At 69.6% G+C, this 22,172-nt stretch carries 20 protein-coding genes; 6 read left to right on the top strand and 14 right to left on the bottom strand.

Annotated features, from left to right (window positions below; all coding sequences use genetic code 11):
- Positions 1-70: 70 nt before the first annotated feature.
- The 5 genes from AB0M47_RS15750 to AB0M47_RS15730 all read right to left on the bottom strand — a co-directional run bounded on the left by AB0M47_RS15750 (position 71) and on the right by AB0M47_RS15730 (position 4,616).
- Complete coding sequence (locus tag AB0M47_RS15750) at positions 71-451, bottom strand: hypothetical protein (RefSeq protein WP_363413362.1); 381 nt, start codon at positions 449-451, stop codon at positions 71-73.
- Positions 452-1,173: 722 nt separating this feature from the next.
- Entirely contained in the window at positions 1,174-1,845 is a 672-nt protein-coding gene (locus AB0M47_RS15745; protein WP_363413359.1) for a hypothetical protein, read from the bottom strand.
- Positions 1,846-1,894: 49 nt separating this feature from the next.
- On the bottom strand, positions 1,895-3,628 hold the full coding sequence (locus AB0M47_RS15740) for a ferritin-like domain-containing protein (protein WP_363413356.1): 1,734 nt from the start codon (positions 3,626-3,628) through the stop codon (positions 1,895-1,897).
- Between the two features lie 11 nt (positions 3,629-3,639).
- Positions 3,640-3,867 carry a hypothetical protein gene (locus AB0M47_RS15735; RefSeq protein WP_363413354.1) on the bottom strand — a complete coding sequence of 76 codons (228 nt, stop codon included), beginning with the start codon at positions 3,865-3,867 and terminating at the stop codon, positions 3,640-3,642.
- Positions 3,864-4,616 (bottom strand): SDR family oxidoreductase, encoded by a 753-nt coding sequence (locus tag AB0M47_RS15730; protein ID WP_363413351.1) that lies wholly within the window; start codon positions 4,614-4,616, stop codon positions 3,864-3,866. The genes AB0M47_RS15735 and AB0M47_RS15730 overlap by 4 nt, the downstream gene beginning before the upstream one ends.
- Before the next feature lie 227 nt (positions 4,617-4,843).
- On the opposite strand from AB0M47_RS15730, the gene AB0M47_RS15725 reads away from it, so the two are divergent.
- Complete coding sequence (locus AB0M47_RS15725) at positions 4,844-5,758, top strand: alpha/beta hydrolase (protein WP_363413348.1); 915 nt, start codon at positions 4,844-4,846, stop codon at positions 5,756-5,758.
- A gap of 49 nt (positions 5,759-5,807) precedes the next feature.
- Positions 5,808-6,545 carry an SDR family NAD(P)-dependent oxidoreductase gene (locus AB0M47_RS15720; RefSeq protein ID WP_363413345.1) on the top strand — a complete coding sequence of 246 codons (738 nt, stop codon included), beginning with the start codon at positions 5,808-5,810 and terminating at the stop codon, positions 6,543-6,545.
- Between the two features lie 50 nt (positions 6,546-6,595).
- Here AB0M47_RS15720 and AB0M47_RS15715 read toward each other — a convergent pair whose 3' ends face one another.
- From AB0M47_RS15715 to AB0M47_RS15695, 5 genes are all read right to left on the bottom strand, one after another.
- Entirely contained in the window at positions 6,596-7,351 is a 756-nt protein-coding gene (locus AB0M47_RS15715) for a PP2C family protein-serine/threonine phosphatase (protein ID WP_363413342.1), read from the bottom strand.
- Complete coding sequence (locus AB0M47_RS15710) at positions 7,348-7,983, bottom strand: sigma-70 family RNA polymerase sigma factor (RefSeq protein WP_363413340.1); 636 nt, start codon at positions 7,981-7,983, stop codon at positions 7,348-7,350. The genes AB0M47_RS15715 and AB0M47_RS15710 overlap by 4 nt, the downstream gene beginning before the upstream one ends.
- Entirely contained in the window at positions 7,980-8,318 is a 339-nt protein-coding gene (locus AB0M47_RS15705) for a hypothetical protein (protein ID WP_363413337.1), read from the bottom strand. Before AB0M47_RS15705 ends, AB0M47_RS15710 begins: the two co-directional genes overlap by 4 nt.
- Before the next feature lie 117 nt (positions 8,319-8,435).
- Positions 8,436-9,158: an SDR family NAD(P)-dependent oxidoreductase gene (locus tag AB0M47_RS15700; RefSeq protein ID WP_363413334.1), complete on the bottom strand. Its 723-nt coding sequence runs from the start codon at positions 9,156-9,158 to the stop codon at positions 8,436-8,438.
- Positions 9,159-9,246: 88 nt separating this feature from the next.
- Positions 9,247-12,051, bottom strand: a complete 2,805-nt coding sequence (locus AB0M47_RS15695; protein ID WP_363413331.1) for an AAA family ATPase — start codon at positions 12,049-12,051, stop codon at positions 9,247-9,249.
- Positions 12,052-12,241: 190 nt separating this feature from the next.
- Between AB0M47_RS15695 and AB0M47_RS15690 the strand changes: the two genes are divergently transcribed.
- A complete protein-coding gene (locus tag AB0M47_RS15690) occupies positions 12,242-13,192 on the top strand; it encodes an alpha/beta hydrolase (RefSeq protein ID WP_363413328.1) in 951 nt (316 codons plus the stop codon).
- A 51-nt stretch (positions 13,193-13,243) separates the two neighbouring features.
- Entirely contained in the window at positions 13,244-13,966 is a 723-nt protein-coding gene (locus tag AB0M47_RS15685) for an alpha/beta hydrolase (RefSeq protein WP_363413325.1), read from the top strand.
- Positions 13,967-14,026: 60 nt separating this feature from the next.
- On the opposite strand, the gene AB0M47_RS15680 is transcribed toward AB0M47_RS15685, so the two are convergent.
- From AB0M47_RS15680 to AB0M47_RS15670, 3 genes are all read right to left on the bottom strand, one after another.
- Positions 14,027-16,690, bottom strand: coding sequence for an AAA family ATPase (locus AB0M47_RS15680; protein ID WP_363413322.1), 2,664 nt, complete (start codon positions 16,688-16,690; stop codon positions 14,027-14,029).
- 165 nt (positions 16,691-16,855) lie between these two features.
- Positions 16,856-17,491: a sigma-70 family RNA polymerase sigma factor gene (locus AB0M47_RS15675; RefSeq protein ID WP_363413319.1), complete on the bottom strand. Its 636-nt coding sequence runs from the start codon at positions 17,489-17,491 to the stop codon at positions 16,856-16,858.
- Between the two features lie 141 nt (positions 17,492-17,632).
- Entirely contained in the window at positions 17,633-18,910 is a 1,278-nt protein-coding gene (locus AB0M47_RS15670; protein WP_363413316.1) for an alpha/beta hydrolase, read from the bottom strand.
- Between the two features lie 74 nt (positions 18,911-18,984).
- Between AB0M47_RS15670 and AB0M47_RS15665 the strand changes: the two genes are divergently transcribed.
- Positions 18,985-19,536: a helix-turn-helix domain-containing protein gene (locus AB0M47_RS15665; RefSeq protein WP_363413314.1), complete on the top strand. Its 552-nt coding sequence runs from the start codon at positions 18,985-18,987 to the stop codon at positions 19,534-19,536.
- A gap of 227 nt (positions 19,537-19,763) precedes the next feature.
- Positions 19,764-20,288, top strand: a complete 525-nt coding sequence (locus AB0M47_RS15660; protein ID WP_363413311.1) for a hypothetical protein — start codon at positions 19,764-19,766, stop codon at positions 20,286-20,288.
- 160 nt (positions 20,289-20,448) lie between these two features.
- On the opposite strand, the gene AB0M47_RS15655 is transcribed toward AB0M47_RS15660, so the two are convergent.
- Entirely contained in the window at positions 20,449-21,900 is a 1,452-nt protein-coding gene (locus AB0M47_RS15655) for a hypothetical protein (protein ID WP_363413308.1), read from the bottom strand.
- Positions 21,901-22,172: the final 272 nt, after the last annotated feature.

The raw sequence follows: 22,172 nt of genomic DNA, 5'->3' as shown, positions 1-22,172 counted from the left end.
TGTTAGGTCGCGGGTGCTGGGTGGCCGGAGCGGAACGCCCGACCACCCAGCACCTGCGCATCGGGGAAGGTCAGTAGGTGCGGCAGGAGCTCGTCCGGCCGGCGTAGTACCGCGTGAAGTAGCCGCACATCCAGGCGTAGTGGTCGAAGGTGTAGCAGGTCGTGCGCGCGGAGTAGTAGTTGGTGGTGTAGAGGTAGTCGAAGTCCTGCCGCGCGATTCCGCACCACTTCATGTGGTCGTAGTTCTTGAAGTCGGGCTGGCTGCAGGTAGCCGCGGCGGCGGGCGAGGCTCCGGCGAAGACGATCGAACCGGACACGGCCATGAGCACCGCCGCGTAGGCGAAGAACTTCGATCGCCGTTGCGTCCGGGGCGCCGCCGCGGGAATGGTCACCGGCGCCGAGGAGAACTCGGCGTCGAGATCATCGAGGACACGGCTCTTCAGATCGTTCACAGAACGTATTCCTTCCACGAACGGAGGCCGGGCTCAACGCCGAAGGCCTCGCAATGGTGTGGGAGTGGAACTGATTGCGAGATGGACGATAATCAGTCGACTCAGGCGAGGCAGTCGGCAGAAGTGCCTAGTCAATCAAGTCCTGAGGCGAGGGCGTCCACCACGCGGCGTTCGAGTCACGATCGCGAGCCGAACCGATGCGCCCCGCGCACGAACGGCACCCGTTCGACCAAAACCGTGCGATTAAAATAGAGACCGCCGACACCCCAGTCAATGGGGTGCCGGCGGTCGAGAACGGTTCGGTCGACTGGTGATGGTCATCCCGGTCCAGACGATCCACCAACCTGAATCACAGGTGACCTTAGAAAGACCGTCCGGGTTCTTCCACGCGCCGTATTTGTACTTGTACCGAGGCGACGTCAGGAGGCCATCAGTCTTGCATCGAACGCTGACCCTGAACAGGAACGAAGAGCCATTCGAGGCGCAGGTCGCCGATGCGGTACGGCCGATGGTCACCATGACCTACGTGGCGGAGCCCAGCCGTCTCACCAAGCCAGAGATATTCGCATACGCCTCCTATTGCGGGATCCGCAACGCTTGCTCGATCCGGCATGTGCACTCTGGATCGGGATGTTCACCTGGCATATATGGGCCGTCAACTGTTCGACTGCGCATGACGCGATGGACGTCGAGGCGAGAAAGCCGGGATCGATGCTTCGAGATCACTGCCAACCGCGGAGCTTGTCGGGATTGACCACGAGCCACACGACATGCACTCGTCCGGCGGCGACGGTCAGGCTGGCTACTCCCACCACGTGGCCCGCCAGGCGCAGAACCAGGCCCGCGCGCCCGTTCACAGCTCCGGCCGCCACGAGGACGCGGGGTCGTCCGCCCAGGAAGGCCGTGAGGAACCCGGCTATTCGCTCCGCTCCGTGGACGGGGTCGACGGGAACTCGCAGCTTGCCGCCGCCGTCGACGATGAGGACCGCCTCGGCCGCCAGCGCGCGCCGAAGTGCCGCCGAGTCGCCGCCTTCGCACGCCGCCGCGAAGTGCTGGGTGACCACGTCGGAGGGGTCCTCGTGGCGGGGCACCACGAAGGCCGCGGGGGCCCGGCGCGCCGATGCCGGCTGGGTGTCGATCGCTGGGCCGGACGTCACGCCCCGGCCGATGGTTTCGACGGCGGCGCTCAGCCAGGAATCGGGCTGTGCGACAGCGGCACGTTCCGCGGGAACGAGCAGGTACCAACGGCGGTAGGCCTCGGCGACGATGCGGTCTGCCGTCTCCGGCGAACCGATTCGCGCCGCCAAGGCCATCAGGTGCCGACGTTCGTCGAGCACCTGCGCCAGAGACGTAGTGTGCTCAGCGTCAGGATCGAGCACAGTCGACGTCCTCACGTCGCCACGGGATCACGTGACCTCATCCAGGTCGCGGTCGTTGGGATGGTCACTGCTCGGGTGCCTCCTCCCGGAAACCGATCGCCCGGTGGGTCCCGTCGCAGAGCGGCTTGTTCGCCGATCGTCCGCATCGGCACAGCGTCACGCGGTTCCGCGTCTCGATCGGGGTGCCATCCGTACGCAGCACCGCGACCGCGCCGGTGACCCACAGCGCACTTGCGAGCCCGTCCTCTTCCTCCAGGATCGACACCGCGGGCGGGAGGTCGACCTCGATCGTCTCGCCGCCCCGTTCCAACGCGTACGAGTAGGACCCGGACGGGCAGTGGTCGATCCGGCTCATGATGTCCGAGCGCACGTCGCTGTCCTGGGAGTCGTCGAGCATCTTGGCGATCGGCCGCGTACGCCCGAAGCAGAACGCGGCGTGGATGCACAGCTCGCCGACGCGTTGCGCCGACACGCCTACGCCGTCGTGCACGTGTTGCAGCTCTCGGTACGGTTTCAGCGGGGCGGCGTCGGAGCCGTCGAAGCCGATCCGGACGTGCGTGCCGTCGCAGAACGGCTTGTTGCTCGATTGACCGCAGCGGCACAGGGCGTAGGTGTCCTCGGTGGGCAGTGGTTCGCCGGTTTTCCAGGTCACCGCCTTACCTTCGGCCGATACGATCTTCGTCTTGCGCCGCAGGGGGATCCCTCCGTAGAGGAGGTAGGGGCCGTTGGGGAGCGCGACGATGCGTCGCCCTCCCCCGGCGTGCCAGGCCCGCTGTTCGGGCGGCACGTAGTCGAACGTCGGCCCAGCCGAGGCGCCGCTGCCGTCAGGCGTACCCATAAGATCCTGGGCTTGGGCCTTGAGCTGGAACATGCTTGCGATGGCGACGGTGAGCAACGCCGGGCTGCCGTTGAAGGTCTCGTCCAGCAGGTGAAGGACGGTGCCGTAGGTGTGGTTGAACTTGTCCTGCGCGACGCGGACCGGGCTGCCCAGCGGGTGGTCGGTCAGCCGTGGGTTGGGCCGCATCGGACGAACCGCGGTGAAGTCGACGGTGATCGCCTCGCCGGTGGGGCCCGAGGCCGCGGTGTCGCCGCGCTGGTAGCGGCGGCCCGCCTTGAGTTCCTGAAAGCGGTAGTAGTGCGCGACCTCGTCGCGATCCGGATGGAAGACGTCCTGGTCGCCGTCCCAGACTTCGCCTCGCGACGTTCCCTCGCCCTGTTCGACGATCTCCGCCACGGCGGCCAAGGCGCCGGCCAGGTCCTGGATCGCGGGTAGCCGACCGGCGGTGTGCCGGAACCCGCCGGTCACCTGCCGGGCCGGATCGCCGGTGAACACCGCGTGCTCCCCGAGCCGGTCACACAGGTCGCGCAGGCCTTGCTCGATCGCGGCGTAGAACTGGCCGATCGTCTCGTAGCGGTCGCCTTCGGCCGGGGCGCCGGGTGGCGCCGGCTGTTCGATGCGCAGGAACATGTCCAGCGCCTGCGGGCCGAACGGCAGCAGGGCCAGTTCCAGCGATGGATCGCTGTGCGGCAGTCGCCGGGGGTGTGGCGGCAGCAGCTCCGGGGTGTCGAGCCGGGGTCGGCCGCCGACCGCGTTGAGCAGGTTGGCGGCCAACGCCAGGTGCAGCATCTCCTCGGCGAAGACGCTGCTGATGACCTCGGCCGCGGCCGGGTTCCGGGTCGCGTCCAGCGAGTAGAGGGCACACAGGTAGGGCGGCAAGGTCGCGTGTTCCAGCTCGATGGCCCATTGCAGATGTACGCGCAGATCGTCGAGCGTGGTGATGCGTGCGGGGGTTCGCACCGGTGTCTCTTTCACGTGTCGAGCCCGGAATCGACGGCGTCGGCGCGTGGCGCGTCGCGTTCCAGTGCTTCGATCGCGCCCAGCAGACTGCGCAGGCCGACCTGTTCACGCTGGGCGTCGGCCGGGTCGAACTGCCATTCGGTGACCGGCCGGTTCAGGGCGTCCTCGGGATGACTCCTAGCCTGCAGGGCCAATTCCGCCGCCACCTGGATCTCCAGGTCGTGCAACGAGTCGCTCATCGCTTCCCACCGTCCGCGAGCCAGTCGGCGTAGGTGAGGTGGCCGAGCGCCGCGCCGTCATCGGGCACCAGGGAGCGCTCCGACAGCTCGGCACCGAAATAGCGTGCGTGCGGATCGGTGACGACCTGACGCGTATCCCCCCAACTCCTCAGCGCCTGCTGGAAGAAGTCGTCCATCCGGAGCCGCTCCGGGCCGGCGACCTCGGTACGCCCGTTCAGCGGTGCGCCCGTCGCGACGCGGGTGACCGCCTCGGCGACCTCCTCGCCCGCGATCGGCTGGAAGAGCACCGGCGCCAGGCGTACCTGGTCGCCGTCGGTCGCGGAGTCGGCGATGCCGTGGGCGAACTCGAAGAACTGCGTGGCGTGCACGAGCGAGAACGGGATCGCCGACTGGGCGATCAGCTCTTCCTGCGCGGTCTTGGCCCGGAAGTAGCCGCTGTCCGGCAGCCGTTCGGTGCCCACGACCGACAACGCGACGTGGTGACCCACCCCGGCGGCCGCTTCAGCGGCGAGGATGTTTCCGGTGGACTTCTGGAAGAATTCCAGGACCGCCGCGTCCTCGAACGAGGGCGAGTTCGACACGTCGACGACGACCGAGGCGTTGGCCACCGCGTCGGCCAGCCCTTCGCCGGTCAGCGTGTTCACGCCGGTGTTCGGGGACGCCGCGACGGCTTCGTGGCCGAGCTGCCCTAGTTTCGTCACGACTTTCGAGCCGATCAGTCCGGTACCGCCGATAACCACGATCTTCATGAGAGGGCCTTTCTGTTCAAAGCGAACCGCCGGGGACTCGGTCTCCCCGATCAACCAGCTATGACCGGGGAGTCGCCCTAGCTGTGACAGGTCCAGACCGACGGATTTCGTGGCGCCGGCTGGGCATGGTCCGTTGTCACAGCCGTCTGGGCTGGCCGGTCTTAGCTGGCTGGCAGCGGTGGCATGGGATCGGACCCGCCCCGCGTGAACAGACGAGGAGAAGCCGCATGAGGGACCTGCCCACCCGGTCCGTCGTCACCGATGAGCTTGAGGTGGCCTGCCATGAAGCCGGCCCCGCCGACGGCCAGCCCGTGCTCCTGCTGCACGGGTTCCCGTACGACATCCACAGCTACGTCGAGGTGTCCGATTCGCTGGCCACGTCCGGTTATCGAGTCGTGGTGCCTTATCTGCGTGGGCACGGCCTGACGCGGTTCCGGCGGCCGGACACCGTCAGGTCCGGTCAGCAGGCCGCCCTGGGCGCCGATGTGATCGCGCTGCTGGACGCTCTGGCGATGCCGCACGCGATCCTGGCCGGATTCGACTGGGGTGGTCGAGCGGCCTGCGTGGCGGCGGCGTTGCATCCGGAAAGGGTCACCGGCCTGGTCTCGGTCAACAGCTACCTCATCCAGGACATCAGCGTCGCGACGCGCCCGCTTCCGCCCGAGCTGGAGGCGGGATTCTGGTATTTCTTCTACTTCCTGACCGAGCGCGGCCGCGCCGGGCTCACCGCGAATCGCCGTGCGGTCGCCGAGGTGATCTGGCGGCACAACTCGCCGAAGTGGGACTTCACTCCGGCCGACCTCGACCGGGCGGCCAAGGCGTTCGACAACCCGGACTACGTCGACGTCGTCATCCACTCCTACCGTCACCGGCTGGGACAGGCCGCAGGCGCGCCCGCGTACGCCGCGGCCGAAGCCACTCTCGCGCTCGCTCCGGCGATCACCGTGCCGGCGGTCACCCTCGACGGCACCGCCGACGGGAACTTCCCGGCGACCGACGGCACCCCTGGCGCCGCGCATTTCGTCGGCCCGCGCGCACATCACCAGGTACGCGACGCGGGCCACAACCTCCCGCAGGAAGCGCCCGAGGAGTTCGCCGACGCCGTCCGGGAGGTCTTCGAAGCCGCGCGGGCGACGCGATGAGGCGTGTCGATCCGGCAGTCCAGCACATCGAGAACATCGTGGAGGAGAAGTGACCACCAATCTGACCGAGAAGGTCGTCCTCGTCACCGGGGCGTCGTCCGGCATCGGCGAGGCCACGGCGCTCGCCCTGTCGAAAGCGGGCGCTCGGGTCGCCGTCGGAGCGCGGCGCACCGACCGGCTCCGGTCCCTCGTGGACGACGCGTCCGGCGAGATGCTCGCCCTCGACCTGGACGTCACCGACCAGCCGTCGGTCGAGGCGGCCGTCGCGGCCACCCTCGCCCGGTTCGGCCGGCTCGACGTGCTCGTGAACAACGCGGGAGTCATGCTCAGTGGCCCGATCCTGGGCGCCGACACGACCGAGTGGATCCGGATGGTCGAGACCAACCTGCTGGGCTCCATGTTCGCCGTCCACGCCGCGCTTCCGCACCTGGTGGAGACCAGGGGCGCCGTCGTCCAGATCTCCTCGACCTCCGGGCGTACGGCCTCGGCCGCCAGCGCGGTGTACGCGGCGACCAAGTTCGGGATCACCGCTTTCTCGGAAGCGCTGCGGCAGGAGGTCACCGCTCAGGGCGTCCGGGTCATCGTCGTGGAACCGGGATTCGTCGCGACGGAACTGGCCGATCACATCACCGATCAGGCCATTCGTTCCCTGGCGCAGGACATGGCTCGGTCGATGCGGACCTTGCGGCCCGAGGACATCGCCGGTGCGATCCTCTACGCGCTCGCCCAGCCGGAGCACGTGGCGGTCAACGAGATCCTCATCCGGCCCACCGACCAGACCCGCTGATTCTGCCGCGTCCCATCAGTGGGGCCGGGCCGCTGGCCCGGCCCCACTGATCACTCTGTCCGCTGAGCGACGAGCACGCAGGCGTCGTCGCCCGCCGCGGCGCTGAAGTCGAGCCGGTCGAGCAGGGCCGCCGGATGATGGATGCCCGCGATCCGGTCGGCGAGTTGGCTGATGCCGTCATCGAAGCTGCCTCGCCGAATCATGCCGTCGGTGTAGAGGACGAGCGACTGACCCGGCCGCAGGACACGCACCTCCTGCTCGTACGGCGGTCGCGCGAACATGCCGAGCAACGGCCCGCGCGGGTTGGGCAGCCGCACCCCTCGCCGATGGTCGGACAGCAGGGCCGGTGGATGTCCCGCCCGTGCCCAGACCAGCCGGCCCACGCTCGGCCGGTACTGCGCGATGACGGCGGTCGCGGTGACCGAGCCGGCCGCCTGGCACAGCAGGTTGTTCAGTTTCGCCAGCACCACCGCCGGCGGTTCACCGGCGGCCGCGTACGCCGCCATGGCGTAGCGCAGGCCGATCATGGATTCGACGGCGGGCAGGCCGTGCCCCTCGACGTCGCCGACGGCGAGCACGACATCGCCGTCGGGCAGCTGCGTGACGAGGTACCAGTCGCCGCCTATGTGGACTTGCGGGTCGCCGGCCCGGCAGCGCACGGCGATCCGCAGCCCGCCGAGGTCGGTGATCAGGTCGGGTGTCGGCTGGATCGCGTGCTGCAGGACGTGGCTGATCCGTCGCTGGCGGGCCAGCTGCCGGCGCAGCGATCGGTGTTCACGGGCAGCGGGCAGGAAGGTGTCGGTCATCGCGTTCTCCTAGGCGTTCGGGTGGCGGCGGCAGCGAGGTGGTCTTCCAGCGCGGTGACGTCGCCGGTCTGCGCGGCGGCCCGGAACCGGACCAGAAACCGCCGATGTTCGAGCTTGTCGATGGGGTTCGGGCGGCCGCCGCTCAGCCGCCGGCCGGCCCGGCTCACGAGCTTGCGCGCGTACACCTCGGTGACCTGCAGGATGTCTGCGATCTGGTCGTACGGGTAGCCGAAGGCCTCCCGCAGAACGTAGGCGGCCCGCTCGACCGGGCTCAGTCGTTCCAGGAGCAGCAGACAGGCGATTTCCAGGGCCTCGGCGCGTTCGGCTCCGAGTGCCGGGTCGGCCTCGGTGTCGACGGGTTCGGGCAGCCAGGTGCCGACGTAGGTCTCGCGACGCGACCGGGCGGACTGGGCGACGTTGATCGACAGCCGGGTCGTGGTCAAGGCGAGGAAGGCCGCCGGGTTGCCGACGCCCTCGTGGTCGGTGCTGTGCCAGCGCACCCAGGCGTCCTGCACGATGTCCTCGGCTTCGGCGACGCTGCCGAGCATCCGGTACGCGATGCCGAACAGCCGGGGCCGGACCGAGACGAAGGCGGAGACGGCGTGGTCGAGAGTGTTCGCCGAGGTGCTCATCGGCTCCTCGCAGCGTCGTGCCGGCCACGACCGTGGAACGGCCCGATGCTGACGCCGTCGGTGTCCTCCTCCACCACGGCGATGTGCGGATGGCGACGCCAGCCACGGCATCGCACGACGACCACGGCCGCCCAGTAGGGGTCGAAGTCGTCCGACGATCGCATGATGCGTAGCCGGCGCCCCAAGCCGGCGGTGCACCGCTGACAGCGGGACTCGGCGGCGATGACGTCGTACGCGATGTGGATCAGCGTGAGGTCGAGATGGGTGTCTTCGAGCGGGCTCGGCGACGTGGCGTCACTGCGCCAGAACGTCCACGGCGTGGCAACCCAGTCCATGGTTCTCCTTTGGTGGCAGGCGTTTGCGTTTCCTCACCGTCACATCGCCAGTGGCCCGTTCGATCCAGGGAAACTCACTGGGGACGCCGGGCCAGGGCGGGGCCAGGGTGTGTGCTGTCACCAGGTTTGACCGCTGGAGCGGAGCACCATCTCGTTGACGGACACCTGCCGTTGCCTGGTCACGAGGTAGCTGATCGCATCCGCGACGTCGACCGGCCGCAGCGCCCCGGTTTCGTGCGCCGCTCCGGCGGACACGTCGCCGGGCCGCACCTGACCCACCCGTACGCCTTCCGGTCGCAATTCCTGCCGCAGGGATTCGGTGAATCCGGCGAGCCCGAACTGGGTCAGGCTGTAAGCGCTCGACGCGGGGCGGGCGACTCGGCCCGCCGTGGAGCCGACGATCACGAGGTCGGCCACCTGCCGGGGGGCGGTGGCGGCCGCGTCGATCAGGTACGGCACTGCGGCGTGAGTGATGTGCAGCGCCGTGGTCAGGTTGACGGCGACCATGCGGTCCCACTCCTCGACCGTGGCGTGCAACGCGGTGTTGATCAGCTGATGGCCGGCCGCGATGATCAGGATGTCGAGCCGGCCGAACCGGCGCAGTGTCTCCTGGACGGCGTCGGATGCGCCGTCCGCCGTGGTGAGGTCGGCCGCCAGCGCGGCCGCCCGGCCTCCCCCGCCAATGACGTCCCGTACCGTCGGCTCAAGGTGCTCGCGCCGGTCACCGGCCAGGGCGATCGCTGCGCCTTCTTGGGCCAGGCGGTGGGCTGTGGCGGCGCCTACGCCGCCGGTGGCCCCGGTGACGAGCGCGACGGCGGACTGAAGCGGCTGCTCGGACATGGTGGTCTCCTCGAGTCATGGACGACGCTGAGGCGTCGCCGACTCGACGAGACTCACGTGGCCAGGCACCCGCCCGCGCCAGGGAATCTCACTGGTGCGGGGCCTCCAGGGGCCTGGCGGTCTCGTGCTCGCCGAGCGGCAGGACGTCACGCAACTGCGAGCGCGAGGTGATGGCGAGTTTGGTGAAGATCTTGCGCAGGTGCCACTCGACCGTGCGCGGGCTCAGATAGAGCCGAGCCCCGACCTCCGGATTGGACAGTCCGTTTCGGACCAGCACAGCGATCTGCTCCTCCTGCGGCGTCAGCTCGTCGGTGGCGGTGGCGTTGACCGCGCGCTTGCGGACCGTCTCGCCGGTGGCCAGTAGTTCGCGCCGCGCTCGCTCGGCGAACGCCTCCATGCCGATTTCGACGAACATGTCGTACGCCGTGCGCAGGTGAGCCCGCGCCTCGGCCCGCTGACGCTCCCGCCTCAGCCACTCGCCGTAGAGCAGATGGGCGCGGGCGAGTTCGGGACGCAGCAACGTCCGGCCCAGCCGCTCGATCGCCTCCCGATACAGCAGATCGGCTTGGGTACCCGCGGTGAGCAGTGCCCGGCAGCGGGCCAGCGTTCCCTGCGCCCAATCGGTGTCGCATGGTTCGGCTGCTTCGGCCAGGCGGTCCAAGGCGCGGCGGGCCGCTTGGTCGTCCCCGACCCGTGTCGCCGCTTCGATGATCTCCGGAAGCACCCACACCGACACCCACAGTTCGGCGATCTGCGTACTGGTCTCGGCGGCCGCGGCTGCCTGCTCGTAGCGCCCGAGCCCGTTGTACAGCACAGCGGCCGCCCAGTTCGCGACGGTGACGCCCATCAGCTGGCCGTCCTGTCCGGCCCAGTCGATCGTGGCGGCGATCAGCTCCGCGGCCTCGGTCTGCTTGCCCTGCAACGCCGTAAGGAGCAGCCGGGTATGCTGCGCGATCGGAATCCGGGCGACGGTCGCGATGGCGTCGGACTCGGCGACGATCGCGGCGGCGCCGGCGAAGTCACCGGTCAGCAAGCTCGAAATCCCCAGCGACGCCAGGTAGATCGGCAGCTCGGTCAACGCTCCGGCCGCGCGTACCTCCTCCGCGGCCCGCGCGTAGGTCTGGCACATCGCGCGGTCGTCCCAGACGACGCAGCTCACCCCGGCGGCGACCCAGCCCCATTTCAGCAGATCCTCCGTGGTGTATGCGGCCGGATTCGCCAGGGCCACCATCGCCTCCCGCAGCGTGGGGAGGGCAGCTGTCCGGCCCTTCGTCACCAGCAGCGCGTACCCGGACAGCACCAGGTCGATCGGACGCGGGACGCCAGGCGGCGGCGGGACCGACCCCATCGCCTGCGAGACGGCGACCAGGCTGTCGCCGTCGGCGGCGATCAACGAGGAAGCACCCCAGGCCAGCAGATAGGTCTCCCGCGCCAGATCCATGTCGTACGGTTCGAGTCGCTGCGCCGCCGACAGCAACATCGGCGGTGCCTCGTTGTTGAACCCGGCCGCCATCGTGATGTGACTGCGGACCAGGTGTGCGCGTACGCGCAGGAACTCGGTCTGGGCGTCGAGCGCCGCGATGTCGACGAACCGCCGCGCGGCGGCGAGGTCACCCGCCCGGAGGCTGGCGTCGGCCGCGGCGACCGCGCGTTCGGCCCGGCGGGCCCGGTCCACGGTCAGCGCCACCGAACGCTGAAGGAACGCCGCCGCCGCGGCCAGCCCACCCCGGGACTGGGCCCGCCGGGCCGAACGTTCGAGTTCGGCGGCGACCTGCTCGTCCGGAGCGGCGGCGGCCGACGCCAGGTGCCAGGCCCGGCGATCCGGGTCGGCCTGCTGGTCGGTCACCTCGGCCAACGCTAGATGAACCGATCGCCGGTCCGCTTCCGGCGCGGAACGGTAGACGGCCGACCGCACGAGGGGGTGGCGGAAGGTGACCCGAACGCCGAAGGAAAGCAGACCGTCCATACCACCGGTGAGCGCCTCCGCCGGTGTCACGCCGAGTCGATCGGCGGCCCGCCACACCAGGGCGGGATCCCCGACCGGCTCGGCGGCGGCGATCAGCAGCAGCAACCGGGTCGCAAGCGGCATCTCCTCGATGCGATGCAGGAAACTCTCCTCGATCTTGCCCGGCAGCGTGTCCGCGCGCGGCAGGCCGAAGCCGCCGCCCAACTGGGTGATGGTCAGGCCGCGGTGCAGCTCAAGCAGGGCGAGCGGATTGCCGTCGGCCTCCGCGATGATCCGGGCCCGGACATGCCGGTCGAGCCGGGCGTGGGTCACCGAGTCGAGCAGGGCGTGCGCGTCACCGTCCCGCAACCCGGTGACCTCCAGCTCGGGCAGTCCCGTCAGCTCCTGGCCCCGTTCCCGGGCGCCGAAGACCAGCGCGACCGGCTCGGCCAGCAGCCGCCGGGCCACGAAACCGAGAACCTGCGCCGATGCCCGATCCATCCACTGCGCGTCGTCGATGACGCAGAGCAGCGGCCGACCCTCGGACGCCTCCGACAGCAGGCTCAGCACCGCGAGCCCCACCAGGAAACGTTCGGGCGGACTCCCCTCGCGCATGCCGAACACCGTTTCGAGGACCGCGACCTGTGGCGCCGGCAGGTTCTTCGCCCGGTCCAGCAGCGGTGCGCACAACTGATGCAAGGTGGCGTACGCCAGCTCCATCTCCGATTCGACGCCGGCCGCTCGCAGCGTGCGCATCTCTGCCGCGGAGCCTTCGAGATAGTCGAGCAGAGCCGACTTCCCGACGCCGGCCGAACCGTGCACGAGCAACACCCGGCTCTCCCCCGCACACGCCGCCGCGATCAGCTGATCAAGGACCTGCCGCTCGGCCGCACGCCCCAGCAGCCGGAGCTTCTTGCCGTGCCGTGAGCTGTAACGCCGCTGATCCACCCGCCACCCCGCCCTCGGTCGGCGGCCACGCGGGCCGCCCGGACTCATTTGCAGCAACAGACCGGGCAGCCCGCCGATCTGTGACAGCTCAGCCGTGAACCCGCGGCATGAACGGCGTCACACCCACCCGACTGTCACGGTCCCACCGGCTGCCCGGTCTGAGCTGACACCGGAGCAGAAAGGCAGCCACATGAATCAGCACATCCTCGAACCGGCGGCTCAGGCGTTCGCCGACGCGGTCGCCCAGCCGCCGTTCCTGTACGAGCTCGGGGTGGACGGGGCCCGCAAGGTCCTCGACGACGTCCAGGCGGCCCCGATCGCCATGCCGGAAATCGACGACAAGTGGATCATCGTCCCCGCGGCGGTGGGCGATGTGCGCGTACGCATCGTCAAGCCCGTCGCCGCGGAGGCGGTCCTGCCGGCCATCCTCTACGTGCACGGCGGCGGCTGGATCCTCGGCGACGCCGGTACGCACGACCGTCTGGTCCGCGAGCTGGCCACCGGGGTGCACGCCGCAGTCGTGTTCGTCGAGTACGACCGATCGCCGGAGGCTCGCTACCCGGTCGCGATCGAGCAGGCGTACGCCACCGCGCAGTGGATCACCCAGCACGGCGCCGACGAGGGGCTCGACAGCGCTCGGCTGGCCGTCGCCGGGGACTCCGTCGGCGGCAACATGGCCGCGGTGCAGGCGATCCTGGCCAAACAACGCGGCGACGTCACCTTCGTCCACCAGTCGTTGTACTACCCCGTCACCGACGCCGGCCAAGACACCGGCAGCTACCGCGAATTCGCGGACGGACCGCACCTGACCGCCAAGGCGATGGCGTGGTTCTGGGACGCGTACCTGCCCGAGCACGACAAGCGCGGCGACATCACGGTGTCGCCGTTGCGGGCGACCGTCGAAGATCTCGCCGGGCTACCCGAGGCGTTCGTCCTGGTGGACGAGAACGACGTCCTGCGCGACGAAGGCGAAGCCTACGCCCGCAAGCTCACCGCGGCCGGCGTACGCACGACGAGCGCCCGCTACAACGGCACTCTGCACGACTTCATGATGCTCAATCCCGTACGCGAGACCGCCGCCTCGACGGCCGCGATCGAGCAGGCGATCCACGTCCTGCGCAAGGCCCTCGGCCGCGACTAGCGCCCGCCGTCACCCGACTCACCTGAGTATCCACAGTAGAGGAGAACTACCATGTCCGAGCAGAAGCCGACCATCGTCCTCGTCCACGGCGCGTTCGCCGAGTCCGCCAGCTGGACCGGGGTCGTCGAAGGGCTCGCCGACCGCGACCTCGACGTCGTCGCGGTCGCGAACCCGTTGCGCAGCCTGCCGGGCGACGCCGCGTACGTGCGGGACGTCGTCGCGAGCATCGACGGGCCGGTCGTGCTCGTCGGCCACTCCTACGGCGGCATGGTCATCACCGAAGCCGCCGCGGGCAACGACAAGGTCGCCGCACTCGTCTACGTCTGCGCGTTCGCACCGGAGCACGGCGAGACCGCCTTCGAGCTGTCCACCAAGTTCCCGGGCAGCACCCTCGGCGCGGCGCTGGCCGCGTATCCGGTCTCGACCGGCGGCAACGAGTTCGCCATCCGCCCGGAGGCGTTCCACCACCAGTTCGCCGCCGACGTGTCGGCCGAGGTGGCCGCGATGATGTCCGCGACACAGCGCCCGGTCACGCAGGATGCCCTCACCACTGGGCTGCCGTCGCAGCTGCCCGCGTGGAAGTCGATCCCGTCCTGGTTCGTCTTCAGCGACGCCGACCTCAACATCCCGGTCGCCCTGCACCGTTTCCTGGCCGACCGCGCCGGGGCCAAGGGCGTCCGCGAGGTGCCCGGCGCCTCGCACGCGATCAGCGTCTCCGCCCCCGATGCGGTGACCGAGTCGATCCTCGAAGCCGTCTACGCGGTCTCGGCGTAAGCAGAATGCGGCGGAGGTCTCCGGTGGCGCACCGGGGACCTCCGCCGGATGCGGCTACCGTCAACGAAGACCTTCGACCATCAGCGCGGCGAGTTCACCCCGCGACTTGACGCCGACCTTCGGGAACAGCCGGTAGAGATGAGTGGTCACCGTACGCGGCGACAGGAACAGCCGCTCCGCGATCTCCCGGTTGCTCAACCCGTCGCCGGCGAGACGGGCGATCTGCTGTTCCTGCGGGGTCAACGAGTCGATCGCGTCGATCGGCTTGCGCCGCGACTCCCCCGTGGCCCGCAGCTCTGATCGCGCGCGTTCGGCCCACGGCGTCGCCCCGAGCGCGTCGAACGTGGCGGCCGCGGCACGCAGCAGCGGCCTCGACTCGGCGGCTCGGCGCTTGCGGCGCAGCCAAGCACCGTACGCAAGCTGCAGGCGGGCCCGCTCGAACGGCCAGTCGTGCAGATCTGCCGCCAGCGCCGAGTCGTACGCCCCCGCTGAGTCGGCCAGCACCGCTTCGGCATAGCGGAGACCGACAGCGAGTACAGGCGAACGGCTCGTCGTGGCGAGCGGCGTCAGTTCGGCCACCACGGCGCGTAGCTCGTCGAGTGCGCCGCTGTGAGCCGCGGCCTCGGCGAGGTGACCGACGAGGGTGAGCCGGACATACGGGTGGTAGGCCACATCCGCTGGATCGAACACGCGAAGCAGCTCCTGTACCGCCTCCTCCGGCCGGCCCTCGACGAACGCGACCACCCCGCGGATACGCTGCGTCAGCGCCAGCATCGGGTGCATGCCGGCCGAATGCAGCACCTTCTCGCCTCCCTCGGCGATCTCAGTAGCGGCCTTGCCGTTGCCGCGCAACGCCTCCGCCATCCCGAGCTGAAGCTGAGCCTGGAGCACGAACGCCGGCCGATCGACCTCGGTGGCGAGGGCGATGACTTCGATCGCGGCCGGTATGGCGGCGCGAACGTCGCCGGCGGTGGCGGCGTTGTAGGCCAGGCTCGTCAGGGTGTTCGTCAACGGGACGATCCGGCCCTTCCGCCGCAGCGCGGCCGCGCTCGTCGTCAGAAACGCGTTGGAGAGGGCGAACGCGCCGAGCCCCGAGACCGCGAGGCCGATATCACAGCCTTCCCAGGGTTCCAGATCCAGCCGATCTTGCAGAGCAGCCAGCCCGTCAAGGCAGTACGCCCCGCGTTCGACCGGCGCGGCCATCGCCAGCGCGAAGAGCACTCGCCAGTCGGCCACCTGAGCGCCGACCTGCTCCACCACACGCACGTAGCGCATCCGGGTGTCGTCGTCGGGGTTCGACCAGAAGAACCGCAGGCTGATGCTGTTCATCGTGCCGAGCGCGAGTTCCAGGTCGCCGGCACGTCGCATGCTGTCGATGTGCTCGGTGTAGATCCCCAGTCGACTACTGCCGGTCCAGCCTGCGGCCAGATACACCTCCGGGTACCACGTCAGCCGCAACCAGTCCGACGGGCGCAGGTCCGCCCCTTCCAGCAGGGCGAGCAGGCGGCGTACGGAATCCATGTCGCCTTGCTCACCGGCGATCCAGGCGGCCCAGAGCAGTCGGCTGCCGCGCTCCTGCGGGTCTTCGCTCAGCTGGGCGGCGCGCTCCATGGCGGTCAGCGCGACGGCACCGGCCTGCCGGTCGCCGGCTCGAATGGCGGCGGCGGCGAGTTCCACGGCGAGCGTCTCGTCGGGGCCGGCGGCCGCCGCCGCCCGATGCCATAGCCGCCGATCATGGCCGGTCACAATCTCCGCGAGGCAGGCGTGCACCCGCCGCCGCTGCGCGACCGCCGCCGACTGCCGCAGTGCCGAACGCATCAGCGGGTGCCGGAACCGCACCTGGTACTGCTCGTCCACGCTGATCAGCCGACCGGCCACGGCCGGCTCGACGTCGTCGGCCGTGGCGGGCCGGTCCAGGAACCGGGCCGTCGCCGCGAGCACCTCATCGAGGTCGTCGCCGTCATCGAGCGCTGCCACCAGCAGCAGCGCACGCGTCTGGGCAGGCAGTTGGTCGACCAGCCCCACGAACGTCTGCTCGACTCGGGTGCTCAACGGAAGCGACGACGGCGACAACACGGTCTGGCCGGTTCGCGCGGCCATACCGCCGAGCTCGACCAGTCCAAGCGGGTTGCCCGCGGCCTCGGCGAGCACCCGGTCGGCCAGCGCCGATGAGAGTTCGGGCGCGACCTGGTCGAGCAAGGCGCGGGCGTCGGACGGCTCCAGCGGTTCCAGCCGCAAGTGCGGCAACGCGGCGGCGGCGAGCAGCCGCTCAACGTCAGCGTTGTCACGGGCCGTCATCACGAGCGCGACCGGATCCGCCGCCAGCCGCCGGGCGACGAAGGCCAGCACGTCCCAGCTCGCCCGGTCCAGCCACTGCGCGTCCTCGACCGCCAGCAGAACGGGTTCGTCGATCGTGGAGAGCAGGCTGAGCACCTCGACGCCGACCTGGAACGGCGACTCGCCCGCCGCAGTGCCCAGGTCCGGGCGCACCCGTTGAAACAGTTGCTGCACCCCGGCGTACGGCAAGTGGACCTCGGCCTGCACGCCGGTGGTGGTCAGCACGCGCATGCCGCGTTCCGCGGCTCGCACACGGGTCTCGCCGAGCAGCGCGGACTTGCCGATGCCGGCCTCACCCCGAAGGACGAGCGCGCCGCCCCGGTCATGGACGGCCTCATCCAGCAGAGTCGTCAGCGCCCCGGTCTGTATCGCCCGGCCGACGATCACCGGAGGCCTCGGGCCGATACCGGTTGTGTCCGCGACTCCCGCAGTCCTCGTGCTCCGCCCGCCATCCGGTCCCCCTGCCTGCTGCCGACGATCATGCATCAGGCCCAAGACCAGGGCAAGAGACGCAGGTCACCGACCGTTCGCGGCAGGATCCGGATGCCCCGGCTACACCTCCGCCTCGACGGCGTTCCGGAGACTTCGGCACGACATCAGCAACTCGCTGAGGCCGACCCTCCGGCCCGCAACCGGCCGCCTGTCTCGGCGTCTTTCCGCACCACCCGCCACTGCGGTCCGCAGATGCTTGCGGGCCCGGCTCACCAGCTGGCGGGCGTACACGGCGCTGATCTCCAGAACCTCCGCGATCTGCTCATACGGGTACACGAAGGCTTCGCGAAGGACATAGGCCGCCCGTTCCGCGGGAGCGAGTCTCTCCATCAGCAGCAGGCACGCGAACTCGAGCGCCTCCGCCCGTTCCGCGCCCAGCGCGGGGTCGGCACTGGTGTCCACGGGCTCCGGCAGCCATTGCCCGGAGTAGGTCTCCCGCCGCGAACGCGCTGACTGGATGACGTTGATGGACAGGCGAGTGGTCGTCAGCGCCAGGAAGGCCGACGGGTTGGCGATGGCCGAGCGGTCGGTGCGCTGCCAGCGCACCCAAGCTTCCTGAAGCACGTCCTCGGCCTCGGTCACACTGCCCAGCATCCGGTAGGCGATGCCGAAGAGACGCGGCCGCGTCTCGACGAAAACGGCGACCGCCTCTTCCAGCGTGTACGCCCGGGTCGGCCGCTCCGAATCGACGCCCATCGAAACTGTGTTGGCACCATGAACCATGCACCGAACGTAGGAGCGACCGGTGGTTGCCTGCGTACGTAAGAGTACGTAATTCGGCGGACCATCTGAGCCACGCGGCGCAACAGCAGCGACGTCGGGGCGTCCCGACGGACGTTACTTCTCGGCGGCGCCCGGCTCGGCAGGTCGGCAGCGGCGCAGCCGGGCGACCAGACCGGATGGGGCCGGCGCAAGCCAGCGCACGATGGTCTCGACGACCTCGGGGTCGACGTGTTGCGGCCGCGCATAGTCCTCTGGTGTGGACGGTCGGCTGCCGGAGAAGAACAGGTGGTCGTCGGCGTCGAGCACGCGGATCATCACGTCCGCCCGGCCCGCGAGCCCCGCGCGCCAGCGGCTCAGATCGTCGGCGACGGTGACTTGGTAGTCCCGGCCGCCCTGCAGGACCAGGATAGGGCGCTCGACTGCGGCCGCGGTCGCGACTTGGTCATACGCCCGCGCGTCGAGCCAGTACACCGCCGGCCACCCGAACAGCAGCTCGGTCGCAGGAGTAGCAGCCGACAGCTCCGGGTCCTGGACGGCGGCCGCCTGGCGGGCGAGCAGGTCGGCCGTCCCCGCCGCGCCGGGATTGAGGCTGACGAGGCGACGGGCGACGCGTACGGCGGCGGCTGGCAGCGGGGCGGCGTCTGCGGCGAGCATGACGAGGCCGGCGATCCCGGGCTCTTCGGCCGCGATCCGGGGCGCCACCTTGCCGCCGCCGCTGTGGCCCAGCACATGGATCCGGCCGGCATCCACACCAGACGTCCGCCGCAAGAGGTCGAGGGCGGCCCGGGTGGGCGGCGCGTACTCGTCCATCATCGTGTACGGATCGGGGCCGAAGACCGGCTTGTCGAAGCGAACGACGGCGACGCCCCGGCTGGCGAGCCCCCAGGCGAGATCCTTGAGCGGCTTGTTGGGTCCGGCGGTGCCGTCTCGGTCGAACGGCCCGGCCCCGGCGAGCAGGATGACCGCCGGCCCGGCCGGAGACTTCGGCAGCGTCAGGCTGCCCATGACATCACCGAGAGCCACCTCCCGCTCGGCGAACCGGCCGGGCTTGGCATAACCGGGCGCCTGCCAGCTCTGCCCTAGCGGTGGCGCCAACCGCAGGCCCTGCACCTGGCCGGCGTCGTCGACCGACAGCACGAGCGTGAACCCGCCCTGTGCACCGGTAACCGGCACGCTGACCCGAATGCGCCCGTCCACCGACTCGGTCACTGGTTCCCCGACAGCCAGGTGCGGACCGGCCTTGGCCGCTTCGGCCATCCAGGCCGTCCGTAAGGTCTCCGCTGACACGACGGCCCGGAGCGGGGCTGCGAACAGCGCCTCGACGTCGGCGAAGCCGCCCTCGACAGCCAGCGCGGCAACGTGCGCGGCGATCCTCGCCGGCTCCAGCCTCATCCCAACTCTCCCCCGGCCCGACGCTATCATTCTCATAACATGCGAACGGTAGCACATTATGCGATCATTGCTGGATGGAGACCCTGGAGCTGCTCGGCCACCCGGTACGCCTGCGGATCGTGCACGCCCTGCGGGGCGACCGGCTGCTCACCACAACGCAGCTGGCAGCGCTGCTCCCGGACGTGTCGAAGGCGATGGTCTACCGTCATGTCGATCTGCTGGCCGAGGGCGGAGTCCTGGAGGTGGCCGAAGAGCGCCGCGTACGCGGTGCGGTCGAACGCCACTACCGGCTACGCCGGGAGCGGGCCGGCATCGACCCGGCCGAAGCGAGCACGTTCACCCCCGATGACCACCGGCGCGGCTTCGCGGCCGCCGTCGCCGCCCTCGTCGCCGAGTTCAACGCCTACCTCGACCGGCCGAAGACCGACCCGGCCGCCGACCCAGTGGGGTACCAGCAGCACGCCATCTGGCTGGACGAGGAGGAACTGCACGCGATGATCCGGGAGCTGCGCGCAGCCATCGTGCCCCGCCTGGGCAACAAGCAGACCCCAGGCCGGGCGCGTTACCTGCTCAGCCCCATCCTCTTCCCCAGCGAGTTCCCCAACGAGGAATCCCGGCCGTCCTGACCGCAGGGGTTCGCCTCCAGAAGCGGCGGATCCGCCGGAAGACGCCGACACGCCGGTGCCCCAGCCGCTGTCACGGCCGATGACACCGTCCTACAGCGACAGACGTACTCGTCCGGGTGACCGTACCCGTCAGCACGCCGTGTGACCCTGAGTCCGCAAATCGTCACAAGTCTCGGCGAGTCGGCTTTGCCCTGATGGAGTGGGTTCAGTCGATCCCGAGAGGGGGCATGATGCTCATCATCATCACCAAGGACAAGAAGATCCGGACGTTCTACAGCGGCGCCGGCTCGAAATCCGGACTGTGGGGACGGGTACTGGAGCTCAACGTCACCGACGATCAGGACCGGGCCACCAACGCCCTGAAGAAAGCGCTCAGCCTGCTGGGCGCCGACGAACCGTTGTGCCTCGTCGGCCACGGCAACGACACCGAGATCGGCGGCAGCGGCAAGACCCGCGACCCGTGGGGCTGGCGCTTCGATGAGATCGCCCCGATGCTGGCCGCCCTGCCCCACCGGCCCTCCGTCGTGCTCATCGAGGCGTGCGCCGAGGAGGAAGACGACGGCACGAAGATCGACCCGATCTTCGGCTTCGCTCAGGCGCTCGCGGATCAGCTGAACAAGCCCGGCCAGGCCGGCCGGATGAGCGGCTGCACGGTCTACGGATACACGAACGAGACGGACTCCCAGCACACACTGCCCAACCCCGGCACCATCGCCAGGAGCGTCGAGGTCGTGCCCTACCTCATTCACTGACCCCAGACGGCCTGCGCGACCTCGGCTCTACCGCAAGGAGGTCGTCCGGTCGGTGACTGGCGGGGCTGGGGCATCGCTGGACTGAACCGCCCGGATCGCCGTCCGGCGGGAAGCCTGTTCTCCCTGCCGGACGGCGATGCGGCCCAGTAGATGACTCGATCTAGTACACGTAACCGGGCCGGTTCGACAGATACAGCCGGTACCAGTTGGCGTACGGGTAGTCCGTCGACGGATAGGTCGGGATCGGCAGGCCCGTGCTGTCTTCCGCGAACCGCGCCACCCGGACCAATCGCTCGTTCTTGACGTCGTTCATCCAGGTGGTCTGCGGCACTCCCCGGTTGGCGGTGATCGCGGCGAACGTCCCGTTCCACAGCAGCGTCGGGTAGGTGTCGCGGTCCTTCTGATCGTCGTAGCCGACCTCGGTCCCCATGATCTGCGGATAGATGATGCGGTGCCACGAGTCGCTGGTGATCGGGCTCATGGAGTACTGCAGGACGTCCGTCATCCCGGCGGGAAAGTAGCCTGAATCGACGGTGATGACCTGGTCTCTACTGTTCTCGGCCTGATCGGTGCGATGCCGGGGCCGGCTCGTCGTCTGCGACCCACCCCACGAAATCTGTCCGAGGCTGACCTGCGCGACGCGTTCGATGCGAGTGTTCGGATCGGACGGATCCTGATGGATCTCGCTGACGGTCCGGGCTCCGGTCCACTTCAGCGACGGGTGGCTCCCCCTCATGAGCGAGGTGCTCGGAACCTGCCAGGTGAGCTGACCACCGGGCCCGAGGTGGCCCAGTCGGTACCAGAGCGCGGCCCGGCTGGGCGACTGGTGGACCTCGACCAGGACACCGGAGTCGCTCAGCGCCACGGCCGGGTTGGTGCCGGTGTCGTAGCGGCCGTGGGTCTGCCAGGTGACGGTCCAGTCGCCCTGGACCTGCCCGGTCCAGAACCACAGCGTGCCGTGCCCGGAGTCGTGGACCTCGACGACCTGGCCGCTGTCGTTGATCGCGACTGCGGGCTTCACGCCCCGGTCGCGCAGGTACGCCAAACGCGACTCCACCCGGCCGGAGAGCACGGGGATGATTTTGCCGCGGTAGTCGTAGACCCGGCGGTCGATCCCCGGTAGGGCGAGCCTTCCGCGACCGAAGACCGAGATCAGGTTGTTGACGAGGACGGCGCTGCTGCCCTGCTCGTCGTTCAGATTGCTGTGGGTCGCGAGCACCAGCGTGATCGGCGCTGCGGTCCGGTTCTGGTCCGACCACTGCTTCACGACGAGCAGCCAGTCGGTCAGCTGATTGGTCCGCGGGTTGCCGCCGCCGTGGTACACCTTGTCCCCCGGGGACTCGTCACCCACCTCGAACCGGCCGTGGACCAGGTGGACGTCGAGCTCGAGCTGGCGGACGTGGGCGTTCAGCTGAGACTGCAGGTCGTCGCGATCGCCTCCGATGCCGCCGGAGAAGCTGTCGTGCGTGGCGGCGAAGACGGCTTCGCCGAACGTCGGATCGCTGCTCCGGGGCGCCCCCGCTGTCGGTGCCGCCGTGCCCGGCGCTGCCAGAGCGGAGCAGGCGGTCGCCGCGATGAGCGCCGTGACGAGCAGTCGCATGGGTTTGCGCAACAAGACCTCCTTGGTCGTCGAAAGAAGGCGACTGCGGGGGTTGCCGCCAAAATGCGACAATATCGCATAAATCACTTAGTTCCGGCTATTGCGCCACGTGGCATCCCTGTGCCCACCGGGCTTCCCGATCTGGCGCGGCCGACGATCCCTCGACTCCCTGCTTGACGGGACCGTGACGATGCAGTTTCATCTCCCTAACAAAGATTCGTCGATTTCTCTACATCACTCGGCAAGAACTCGGCAGACCGTTGGGGCGTGCGTTCCGGCCGGGC

It is taken from the genome of Hamadaea sp. NPDC051192 (assembly GCF_040682475.1).
Taxonomy (GTDB): domain Bacteria; phylum Actinomycetota; class Actinomycetes; order Mycobacteriales; family Micromonosporaceae; genus Hamadaea; species Hamadaea flava.
This window is presented reverse-complemented; position numbering and strand designations above follow the sequence as displayed.